At 49.4% G+C, this 11,602-nt stretch carries 10 protein-coding genes; 8 read left to right on the plus strand and 2 right to left on the minus strand.

Features of this window, described 5'->3' with window-relative positions; genetic code table 11:
* The first annotated feature begins 54 nt into the window (after positions 1-54).
* The 4 genes from gcvPA to B0475_RS13430 all read left to right on the plus strand — a co-directional run bounded on the left by gcvPA (position 55) and on the right by B0475_RS13430 (position 5,106).
* On the plus strand, positions 55-1,413 hold the full coding sequence (gene gcvPA / locus B0475_RS13415; protein WP_077412390.1) for an aminomethyl-transferring glycine dehydrogenase subunit GcvPA: 1,359 nt from the start codon (positions 55-57) through the stop codon (positions 1,411-1,413).
* 265 nt (positions 1,414-1,678) lie between these two features.
* Positions 1,679-2,215, plus strand: coding sequence for a DUF2937 family protein (locus B0475_RS13420; RefSeq protein WP_077412391.1), 537 nt, complete (start codon positions 1,679-1,681; stop codon positions 2,213-2,215).
* Positions 2,216-2,347: 132 nt separating this feature from the next.
* Positions 2,348-3,730, plus strand: a complete 1,383-nt coding sequence (locus tag B0475_RS13425) for a hypothetical protein (protein ID WP_077412392.1) — start codon at positions 2,348-2,350, stop codon at positions 3,728-3,730.
* A complete protein-coding gene (locus B0475_RS13430; RefSeq protein WP_077412393.1) occupies positions 3,727-5,106 on the plus strand; it encodes a hypothetical protein in 1,380 nt (459 codons plus the stop codon). Before B0475_RS13425 ends, B0475_RS13430 begins: the two co-directional genes overlap by 4 nt.
* Before the next feature lie 331 nt (positions 5,107-5,437).
* Here the strand turns inward: B0475_RS13430 and B0475_RS13435 are convergent, their stop codons facing one another.
* Positions 5,438-5,935 carry a peptidylprolyl isomerase gene (locus B0475_RS13435; RefSeq protein ID WP_077412394.1) on the minus strand — a complete coding sequence of 166 codons (498 nt, stop codon included), beginning with the start codon at positions 5,933-5,935 and terminating at the stop codon, positions 5,438-5,440.
* Positions 5,936-6,083: 148 nt separating this feature from the next.
* Here B0475_RS13435 and B0475_RS13440 point away from each other — a divergent pair, with 148 nt between their 5' ends.
* From B0475_RS13440 to B0475_RS13455, 4 genes are all read left to right on the plus strand, one after another.
* Positions 6,084-7,346, plus strand: coding sequence for an amidohydrolase (locus B0475_RS13440; RefSeq protein WP_109862404.1), 1,263 nt, complete (start codon positions 6,084-6,086; stop codon positions 7,344-7,346).
* Between the two features lie 3 nt (positions 7,347-7,349).
* On the plus strand, positions 7,350-8,726 hold the full coding sequence (locus B0475_RS13445) for a lipase/acyltransferase domain-containing protein (RefSeq protein ID WP_077412396.1): 1,377 nt from the start codon (positions 7,350-7,352) through the stop codon (positions 8,724-8,726).
* A gap of 79 nt (positions 8,727-8,805) precedes the next feature.
* Positions 8,806-9,633, plus strand: a complete 828-nt coding sequence (locus B0475_RS13450) for a hypothetical protein (protein ID WP_077412397.1) — start codon at positions 8,806-8,808, stop codon at positions 9,631-9,633.
* 174 nt (positions 9,634-9,807) lie between these two features.
* The gene (locus B0475_RS13455; protein ID WP_077412398.1) at positions 9,808-11,136 is read left to right on the plus strand and encodes a choice-of-anchor Q domain-containing protein; all 1,329 of its coding nucleotides are present in this window, start codon (positions 9,808-9,810) and stop codon (positions 11,134-11,136) included.
* A gap of 40 nt (positions 11,137-11,176) precedes the next feature.
* Here B0475_RS13455 and B0475_RS13460 read toward each other — a convergent pair whose 3' ends face one another.
* Entirely contained in the window at positions 11,177-11,602 is a 426-nt protein-coding gene (locus tag B0475_RS13460) for a hypothetical protein (RefSeq protein WP_157892956.1), read from the minus strand.

The raw sequence follows: 11,602 nt of genomic DNA on the forward strand, positions 1-11,602 counted from the left end.
TGATGCACCAGGCACCACTCACCACTTAAACCGGATACAAACGACTATACCGCCATGCCATTTATTCCCCACACCGAAGATGAAATCAAAGACATGCTCGACACCATTGGCGTCGACAACATCAATCAACTGTTTGATGAGATACCAGCCGAACTGATCCATAACAAACTGGATGAAATTCCTGAACGCATGAGCGAGATGGAAGTCACCAGGCACATCAACAAATTGGCGAAACAAGATGGTACGCCGATGTGCTTTGCCGGCGCGGGCGCTTACGAGCACCACATCCCGGCAGCTGTCTGGCAGCTGACCACCCGGGGTGAATACTACACAGCCTATACGCCCTATCAGCCCGAAGCGGCACAGGGTACCCTGCAAGTCATCTACGAATACCAAAGCATGATGGCTCATCTGACCGGCATGGATGTGTCTAACGCCTCCTTGTATGATGGTTCTTCAGGTCTGGCAGAAGCCATTCTGATGGCTGTGCGGGCCAATCGCAAAAGCAAAAGCAAAAACATCCTGATTCCAAAAAACATCAACCCCGTCTATATCCAGGTGGTCAACAACATCGTTAAGAATCAGGAAATCAACATCATTGAAGTGGACTTTGATCCGGTAACCGGCCTGGTCGACCACAACCACCTGTACTCATTTGCTGATTCAGACATCACAGCAGTTGTGGTTCCACAACCCAACTACTTTGGTTTATACGAAGACGTGCACGCCATGACCAATTGGGCACACGACCAGAATGCCGTGGTGATCGGCCTGGTCAACCCCATGTCTCTGGCGCTGTTATCAGCACCCGGCAATTGGGGAGAGAAAGGGGCAGACATCTGTTGCGGTGAAGGACAGTCGATGGGCGTACCTTTGTCATCAGGCGGCCCCTACTATGGCTTTTTAACCTGTAAACAGCCATACGTCAGAAACATGCCCGGAAGGATTGTCGGCATGACCACAGATGTGGATGGTAAAGCAGGTTTTGTACTGACCTACCAGGCTCGTGAACAACACATCCGCCGTGCCAAAGCCACCTCCAACATATGTACCAATCAGGGCCTGATGGTCACCGCATCAACCATTTACATGTCACTGCTGGGTTCTACCGGGTTACGCAACGTGGCAGCCAATTGCATTCAGAACACCGACAAACTGAAACATAAACTGGCCAAAACAGACGGTCTTAAACTGTTGTTTGAAGGTGCTGGTTTTCATGAGTTTGTGGTGCAACTGGATTCTGCTCAAGCTGCTGATGTCATTGAAAAAATGGCCGCCAGGGACATCGTTGCCGGCGTCGATATCTCAGCACATTATCCAGCACTTGGACAAGCCATTCTGTTGTGTGTCACGGAAACCAAGACCGATGAGGACCTGGACCATTTTGTTGCCAACCTCCAGGCTTGTCTTTAAAGCTCATATAGCAGTCTCTTGGAAGCCGGTCAACTGACCGGCTTTTTTATGCGCAGGATCATATCAGTACGGGCTTCCAGCGACCGGCTGGGTGAAAAAATCAGTCACTGACGAATCCCAACGAAACCAACCATAATCTGACCAGACTGCCAAATCAACTCATGCCCGTGACTGTCAGCAATCTATGCCACCGCACGTTTGACTCGACAACTGGAGCGTGAAGTCCATGCATTAAGGGGAACAGAATTAATGCTAAAATAAACCCATGATAAAGAATCTGCTCGACAAAATCTGTTTCGCCCTTGGCGTGATGGTGTTTTTACAACTGCCCCATTTCATTGACCAATACACCCAACGCATGGGTGGCTTTGCCGAATCCATGCAACAACAGATCAGTGAATACCAAAGCATCGCTGACGAACATTTTCAGGGTGATGTCATGGCTTACATTGAACGCCTGGAAAACAACAGCGACCCGGCTGTGGCCAGATCAGCAGTTCAGGTAGCCAACCGCTTACAACAAGCCGAATACATCAATGCCGATTTGACTGTTTATGAACAACAACCATTGTGGTACCAAATGCCCTACTTCTTCACCCACCTGCGGCTAGACCTGGCCAAAGGCACATTGAGGAATTTTGCACCTGGACTGCCCCTGAACCTGTGGGCTTGGGGATATGGGTTAGTGGGTGGTATCCTGTTCAGCCTGTTGTTCAATGGCACCGTCAAAGCGCCTGGTGCAATCAGACGAAAAATCAGCAAGCCAGCAAAAAACCGGCACTCACCTAAACTGAATATTTGAGGCTGGTATCCAATGCCCATCAGTGCCCATTCAGGCGACTTTGCGTTTATTTTTGCTAAAAAAGCGGCACGCAGTTCAAAAAAACAACAGCCATTTGTCATATAATAAAAGCAATCAACATTTTATAAGGACATGAAAACAACCACCTCACTCATACTTTTATTGTTGCTGTGTTCAACAGCCCGTTCAGCGCTGCACCTCAACCCCGATGGCCTCGGCCAGGTGCTGATCTTTCCATACTATTCGGTCAACAACGGTCTCGATACGGTGTACACCATCACCAACACCACGGCAGACACCAAAGCCATCAAAGTCAAGTTCATCGAAGGCGACAATGGGCTGGAGGTACTGGACTTCAACGTGTACCTGGATGCCTATGACAGCTGGAGCGGGGCTTTGGTACCGACCACATCCACAATCGGCTCGCACACCGGAGAACCCACGGCATTGCACGTATCCAACGACCAGAGCTGTGTTCCCTTTCTGGTAAAGTCAGGTCAGGAATTTCTGCCTTTCACCATTGATCAGGATCCGCCCAACACCAATATGCAGAGAACGCGTGAAGGCACCATTGAGGTCATCGAAATGGCCACTTTTGCCGGACCAACCCAAAGCTTTGCAGACCACGGAACCAGTGGAGTCCCCGCTAACTGCGCCTCCATTCAAGCTGACTGGGCAGACAACAATATTTATGATTTTGGCGATGAAGACCTGGTCTCCGGTGGACTGATGGGCCATGCCAGTCTGATCAATGTGGCTGAAGGTCTGACCATGGATTATCAAGCCATCGCACTGAATGATTTCTGGGTAAGCAATGTAGGTAACCACGCCGAACCTGGCTCGCTTTTTCCCAGCCTGGCTCAGGCTGATCTGGAAACTGACATCATTGTGGACAATCAGCTTTATGAAGCCTTCTGGCCCTCCGGTGCTGAAGCCGTTTCAGCCGTCTTATCAGCTGCCGAGTTGATCAATGAATATGAATTCAACCCACTGAACTTCGGCCAATCCGAATGGGTCATCAGTATGCCGACCAAACTATTTCATACCAATACCAACACACCCATTCCACCATTTTCTGATCCGTGGGATGGCACTGAATCCTGCGAAAATTATACCGCCAGCATTTGGGACAGGGATCAGCAGCAAGGGTCATTATCAGTCCCTGATGGCAACAGGGGGCTGAACCCTCAGTTGTGCCTGTATACCAACGTCATTCAGATTCTGCCACCAGGAACCAACCCTCCTGCCATTTCGGCATTGCTCGGCAGTCACAATGTCAGCACATTGAATGGGGTCAATTCACCAAGTGCCACTGACAGCGGCTGGGCCAGGTTAACCTTTGATGGGCCACAACAACGCATGACACCTTTGGTAGGCGATTCAGTGGTGGGTTTACCCATGGTCGGTTTTCAGATCAGACAATTCACCAATCAGCAAGCCCAACCCGACCTGATCGCTCAATACGGACAGGCCTTCTCACACAAATATGTCCGTCAGGTGGAGGTGAATCCATGAAAACATCAGCCTTAAAAAGTTTTGTCCTGCTGTGCTTATTTGCAGTGTTTAGCGGCGGCCAGGCCGTCAGCATCAATCCAGATGGTACCGGTGAGGTATTGATTTACCCTTATTACACCGCACGGAATAATTTCAACACCAGCTACAGCATCGTCAACACCACCGCCGAGGCCAAGGCCATCAAGGTGAGGTTTCTGGAAGGCCATCAGGGCGTCTGGATGCTTGATTTCAATGTGTACCTGGGACCATTCGATGTGTGGACCGGAGCATTGATACCGACCACCTCAAGCCTCCCGCCAGTAACCGGTGAGCCCAGTGTCATGCACCTGACCAATGATCTGAGCTGCGCCCCTGACCTCGATAAATCAGGGACTGAGTTTCTGCCAGACAGTCTACCTGCCGGAGCCGATATGGAACGCAGCACCGAAGGCTACCTGGTGGTCATTGAGATGGGCCAGGTGAACGGTGCATCCGCGGCCGCCATTCAACACGACGGTACCGGCACACCCAACGATTGTACCAGCCTGGAAACCGCCTGGGATAACGGTGGATATTGGTTCAATGATCCCAATGTTGACCTGAGTGCGCCAACAGGTGGGTTGACTGGCTCTTTGAGCTTGTTGAACATCGCCGAGGGTTTGGCCATGGGCCATGACGCTGTGGCCTTGTCCGCTTTTTGGCAAGGTGATGGCATGCACACCAACCCAGGCAATTTCTTTCCGCATTTGGGCAACGCCTTCCCACAATCCACCTTAGTCACTGACCAGGGCATTGAGTCTTTCAACTGGATCAATGGGTATGAAGCGGTGTCTGCAGTGCTGATGAGCGAATCAATTCTTAATCAATATGATTTAAGTCCGTTTCTGATTGCCTTCAGTGAATGGGTGCTCAATTTCCCAACCAAACGATTTCACACCGCCAGTGAATTTGATGTACCTGCCCCATTTTCAAACTATGGTGATGACGTATGCATCAACGCCCAACTCCATGTTTATGACCCCAATACCCTGACATTACCTGAACAGTCACTGTTACTGTGCGGCACGGTTGGTATCTTAGAGTTTTTATCAATGGGCGACACGCCTGGTAGCCAAACCGCCTTTTTGGGTTCAGCACTGTTCGACAACGCGATGACATCGAGTGGTGGCAATGACTCAAATGGTTGGGGACGATTGTCCTTTGCTCAGGGGTCACAGGCCATGATCACCAATGATGATCGTTTACTGACCGGCTTGCCAGTCGTTGGATTTCAGACCAATAAGTACACCAACAGCAATGCGCAAGTTGGCATACTTGCCACCTACGCTAAACTGGTTCCTCACAGTCACAGCAGATCGATAACCGATGATTTGATTTTTGCCGATGACCTGGATTAAACAAGCGTGCATTGCGCTGAAGAATCCCGCATCAAGAAGTGGCACAAACGGAGGAATTACCCTGTCTGCAGGGAATTCCTCCAATTCCTGATTTTCAGTCGAAATGACGCCATGCTGGCAAGAACTTGTATACCACCAGCCTTCACAACATGGTCATCCTGAGCGAGTGATATGCATGGAGGGATCAGTTGTACTTTTGGAAGTTTTTCCAATCACTGACATGCGGTTGGCAAGGCCCCTGCAGATGAGCCACTGCGTACCACAGGCCAGCCTAACCAATGACTGAGTTCAGGTGGTTTTGGCACTGCCAAAGAAGCCTGAACTCAACATTTTAAATGTACTCGTTCCACTCCTTGACGCGATCAGCCTGTGCTTCCAGCAAGGCATCAACATCACCAGATACTTCAATGCTGTGGATGTTGTCACCACCGGCAATTGAGTTCACCACGGCCTGATCTTCAGCTGAAACCACTTCACCAAACACAGAATGCTTGCCATCCAGCCATGGAGTGGCCACATGAGTCACAAAGAACTGACTGCCATTGGTACCGGGACCGGCGTTGGCCATGGACAAGATACCCGGTTTGTCATGTTTCAGTGAAGCATCAAATTCATCTTCAAAACGATATCCCGGACCACCGGTGCCGGTGCCAATCGGACAACCACCCTGGATCATGAAATCGGGGATCACCCGGTGAAAAGTGAGGTCATTGTAGAAACCGCTTTTGGCCAGGTTGACAAAATTGGCCACAGTGACCGGGGTCTTGTCGTCAGTCAGATTGATGTTGATGTCGCCTTTGTTGGTTTTGATGGTCGCTTTGATCGCCATGATGTGTACTCAAAAATAAATTGTGGATTATATCAGGGCGTGCCTGCCTCCTTTCAAGTCTGGATCTGCAGTATTTCACCGGCAAAAACCCGTTGATGTATCAATGACGATGAATTATCATGATAATCTGTTTAAGCAGAGCTCCTTCATGATCCGAAACTTCTTACTCCTGACCACCCTCTTTGGTTTCAATGCCATTGCCGACATCCAACAGGATATTGAAAACATCGAAACTCAAATGCTGGAATGGCGACGCCATATACATCAGCATCCCGAACTCAGTAACCGTGAATACAAAACCGCAGAATACGTTGCCAGCCACCTTAAATCGCTGGGCATGAAGGTCGAAACTGGCATTGCGTTCACCGGTGTGGTGGGAATCCTTGAAGGCGACCAACCGGGCCCCCTGCTGGCCCTCAGAGCTGATATGGACGCCTTGCCAGTCACAGAGCAGGTGGATCTGCCTTTTGCTTCCAAAGTCACCGCAGAATACCGTGGTGAACCGGTTGGGGTGATGCATGCCTGTGGCCACGACACCCATGTGGCCATACTGATGGCCGTGGCTGAAGTTTTTGCCAACAACACCGATCAACTGGCCGGCACCCTGATGTTTATTTTTCAACCTGCAGAAGAGGGAGCGCCTGGAGATGAAGAAGGTGGTGCCGAGCTGATGCTGGCAGAAGGCTTATTTAAGGACATGAAACCTGAAGCTGCATTTGGATTACATGTGACATCAAGTATGCCAAGTGGGGTCATTGGTTATCGTCAGGGGCCCATGATGGCCGCAGTGGATGATTTTGAACTGACAGTCATCGGCCAGCAAACCCATGGCTCAAGACCCTGGAGTGGTATTGATCCGATTGTGACCTCTGCACAGATCATTAACTCAGTTCAGACCATCATTTCCCGCCGCACCGATGTCACCAAAGCCCCGGCCGTGGTTTCCTTTGGCGCCATCAAAGGCGGTATTCGTAACAACATCATTCCTGATGACGTGACCATGGTTGGTACCATCCGTAATTTTGACATGGGTATTCGTGACAACATCCATCACCAATTGGGTCACATCATTGATCATGTGGCTGAAGCCAACGATGCACATGTTGAATTTAAAATCAATGAGGGTTACCCGGTGACGGTCAATGACCCTGCTTTGGGCGAAAAAATGCTGCCTTCGCTGGTTAAGGTATTCGGCGATCGCGGTGTGGTAGACCCTGGTCTGATTACAGGTGCTGAAGATTTTTCATATTTTGCCAACGAAGTGCCAGGTTTGTATTTTTTCATGGGCGTTACGCCTCCAGATCGGGATTACACCACCGCACCCACCAACCACTCCCCTCATTTTTATGTGGATGAGTCGGCCTTGTTGAATGGTGTACGGGCATTTGTGCAACTGGTCCAGGACTACTGACAGATGCGTTGGCTGGGGTTCATCGCCCTGGTCTGGTTGAGTGCCTGCCAGGTCAGTAAAAAACCCGACCTGGCTAAACTTTACCAACCACACGGCACGGATCACAGCAACACGCCCCTGGTGCTGATTCATGGCACCATGGGCAGTAAGCTGCGCCATAAAGTCACCGGAGATGAGTTGTGGCCGGGCAAAATCAATCAACTGATTTTTTCCAACTACCGACAATTGGCCAATGTCATTGATCCACAGCACATCAAAGTCATGGATCATGACATTGAATCCTATGCCATTTTTGATTCTTACTCCGGACTGAGCGTTTATGATGAGATCATAAAAACCCTGACCACCTATGGTGGCTATCAGGAAAACACAGTTGCAGGACAGGCATTGCCGGGCCGTAACCTGTATGTCTTTCATTATGACTGGCGGCAGGATAATGTGGTCAATGCAGGACACCTTGCTTCTTTTATTGAACAGGTGTTGGCACAACATCCTGAACATCAACAACTGGATGTGGTGGCCCACTCGATGGGTGGCCTGATCCTCAGGTATTATCAACGTTTTGGCGGTCTTGATGTGTTGCCTGCCATTGAGCAATCAGTCAATTCTGGATTAACTGAAGCAGCCTTCACTCAGCACCCTCAGGACCATTTAATCCGCCACGCCATATTCTTGGGTACACCACAATTGGGTTCGGTCAAATCGGTTGCCCGATTACAACACGGTTTTGATTTCAATCTGCGTAATGTACCCGTCGAAGTCCAGGTTACCATGCCCAGCGTTTACCAACTGTTACCCCACCCCGACAGTTCCTGGGCAGTTGATGAACAGGGAAAAGCGCTGAACCTCGATGTTTTTGATCCACACTTATGGCAACAAAATCAATGGTCTGTTTACGACCCTAAAGTACAGGAGCGCATCATTAAAGATGCCGAAACTGAGGAATCAGGCCAGCTACAACTGCGGACCCTGCAACGCTTTTTCGCTGCCCAGTTATCCCGCGCCAGGGCCTTTTGGCTTTCTTTATCGCCACAATATGACATTGATCACGAGGGTTATGTGATCATGGGAGGTGATTGTGACCGCACCCTGAACCGCCTGATTGTACAAGATGTGGAAGGCCGAAATATCATCCTCGATGACATCAGGATGAGTGATGCATATCCCACCCGTGCCAGTCAAAAAGAATGGCTTTATGCACCCGGGGACGGTCAGGTCAGCAAGGCCTCTTTATTGGGTCAGATCCATGATCCGGTGACCCACCAGACACTGCATACCCTGCGCATCCGTTATCCGGTTTTCGTTTGTGAAAACCACATCAAACTCACCCAAAACATCACTTTTCAGGATAATTTGTTGCACATACTGCTCAATGAATGATCCCTGGATACAGGCTATGGTTGAACAAGCCGCTTAACTTCTGGTACATTATCCAGTTAATTGCCACATGGAATGACCCATGAATAAGACCTGTTTATTGCTCTCCTCCTTACTGTTCAGTCATACCCTGCTGGCTTTTGACGAAGTTCTGGTCACCCCCAATCACCCTCAAGGCTGGGAAGCGGTCAACGTCCGCGAAGATGGTCTGGTCGAACACAGCAAGATTCAACCGCTGTTTGGAGATGGTTCCCTGTTATTTGCTACCATCACCGAGACCAATGGTCAGGACAAGGCCGATTATCAATACTTATGGCAACAATCAGCAGATGTCATTGACTTTCCCAACCGTACCCTGGGCAGCATCAGTCATTTGTCCTATGCCTGGTACCGTGATTCAACCAGCACCACCACCGCCCATTTTCTGCCCGTATACCGCCTGTCTTTCTACGATGATGGCGGCACCCCAACTGATGCCAGCGATGATGTGCTGGGCCTGCTGATCTGGGAAGGGGTATACAATGGATTCAACACCCCTGCGGAAGACAGTTGGGTATGGCCAGACATCACCAATGATCATTTTTGGGTCTTTGTCTCTCAAAGTGCGCAGGGCAGCGGGGTGATTGAAAACTATGGCAGCACCCTCAATGACTGGATCAATGGCACTCCGGTTGGTCAACCAGGAAACCCGGTGATTGATTTGTCGGCAAACACGTTCATCACGGGCCTTAATCTTGGCGTTGGCTCTGGCTGGGGAAACACTTTTCTGGGCTATGCCGATGCCGTAAGGATTCGCTTTGGCTCCACAGATGACACCCTGTACAATTTTGAAGTCTGTGATGTGACACCGGTCAACACCGACCCTGACCTGATCTTCGCCAATGATTTTGAGTGTTATAAAGCCCCTTGAAATCAGCAGCAAATGTAACAAGTATTTTCTTTAACTGCGGGTTGATCAGCCATTGAATTGAGCACTGGATCACACCTGAATTCTTTTTCTGCTTTTTTTTTCGTTTTTTCTGAACGATGCCCCTGATTTATCGAATGGATGGGTAATTGTTTTATTAAACCGAGGAAAACTGTTATGAAAAAATTCACCCTGATCTTGATATTAATGATCACCCAAAACGCAGCCACAGCAGCCAATTTTATTGTTGACCGCTTCGAAGATGCCCCCGATGACTTTCCTGGCAATGGCATCTGTAAAGGCCTTAATATGGTGGGCGCGACCTGTTCCCTGCGTGCTGCCATCATGGAAGCCAATGCCACTCCAGGGCCACATACTATTCTGGTACCCGCTGGCAATGATTTCGTTTTGAATCGGGTCGGAGAAGATGACTCAGGATTAAATGGTGATCTGGACATCACTGAAGACATCACCTTGATCAACGGCACCTCTGGCTTCGTCGTCGATGGCAATGGCCTGGACCGCCTTTTTCATGTCCATGCCGACGGCGTGTTGACCATCAATAATGCCACCTTAAAAAATGGTGTCGCCAATACCGCCACCACTTTTCAGGGAGGTGCTGTTCGGGTGGAAGACAATGGCGCTTTCATTGCTGATGAAGTGATTTTTGTCAACAACCTGGCCAATCGCGGCGGGGCCCTGTTCAATGATGGCGAAGTGTTGATAGAAAACAGTTATTTTCACCACAACGCCATCACCGATGAAAACACCCCACAAAACCTGGATGCCGTAGGCAGCACCATTCTCAATCGCAACCTGCTGCTGTTTGCCACCAGTACGGTCAGCCACAATGGCACTTTGCTCGATAATCCCGGCCAGGTGTCCATGGCGGCTTCCCAATACGCCATGCATTTCAACCCAAACGGCCAAAATGCCACACCGCCTTCCAGTTTTGTTTTCAATTCCACCATCGCCAACAACGGCTATGCCGGTATTCGCTCTGACCGCGGCTTTACTGACATCAACCAGTCCACCATTGCCAATCATGAAACCCAGGGCATCCGTTTCACCCGAAATGACAATCACCCGGATGTGCTACAGCTGAAAATCCGTAAATCTTTGTTTGTGAATCATGGTTTTAAAGACTGCAACGACTTGTGGGTGTTACCGGTTTCAGAAGCAGACCTGATAGATAATCACAATGCCAGCACCGATGAATCATGTGGCTTCAGTGGCAGTGATGATTATGAAAACATTGCCGACCCATTGAATGGTTCATTGCATGATTGGGGAGGTTTTGCGCCCACCCTGATGCTCAATCCAACAAGCATTGTGATTGATCATGCTGGTGATGACTGTACTGCAGAAGATCAACGTGGATCTCTCAGACCACTGGATGGCAATGAAAACCAGGTCGCTACCTGTGACATCGGTGCCGTTGAATTCAATCCCAATACTGACCCAATGGTTTCAGATGTGATATTCAAAGATGGCTTGAATGACTGATCACATCCTTTATACAACAGACTCAGCAATGAGTCTGTTGTTAAACTGCATGGATGTGATGACTCAATTCGCCCCTGAGGACTGACTGTTGTCGTTGACTGAGTGCTCTTAAAGGAATCAGCAATGATCCGGTTTGATGCTCGCCGTACCTGAAATCCAGGAGCAAAAATTGACCTGTTTCATGTACTGTGGTCAGTTGTGACCACGCGATCAGTACAGACTGACCTACATGGCTGCGTTTGATGCCTTGTGATGTGACACTGAAGAGATAAACGTGACGCAACTTGGTCAACACGGCCTTGATCAACATCACGGGTACGATGATAACAGACAGCAGCCTCACCACCCAAACAGCCGTGGTTCGACCCTCTTTTTGATAAGCAGAACGCAATTCAGCCATACTGAAAAGCACTGCCCTCAGGTAATCTGAGATCGAGTATTTTACTTTGAATTCAATGACATTCAT

The organism is Marinicella sediminis (assembly GCF_002000055.1).
Taxonomy (GTDB): Bacteria; Pseudomonadota; Gammaproteobacteria; order Xanthomonadales; family Marinicellaceae; genus Marinicella; species Marinicella sediminis.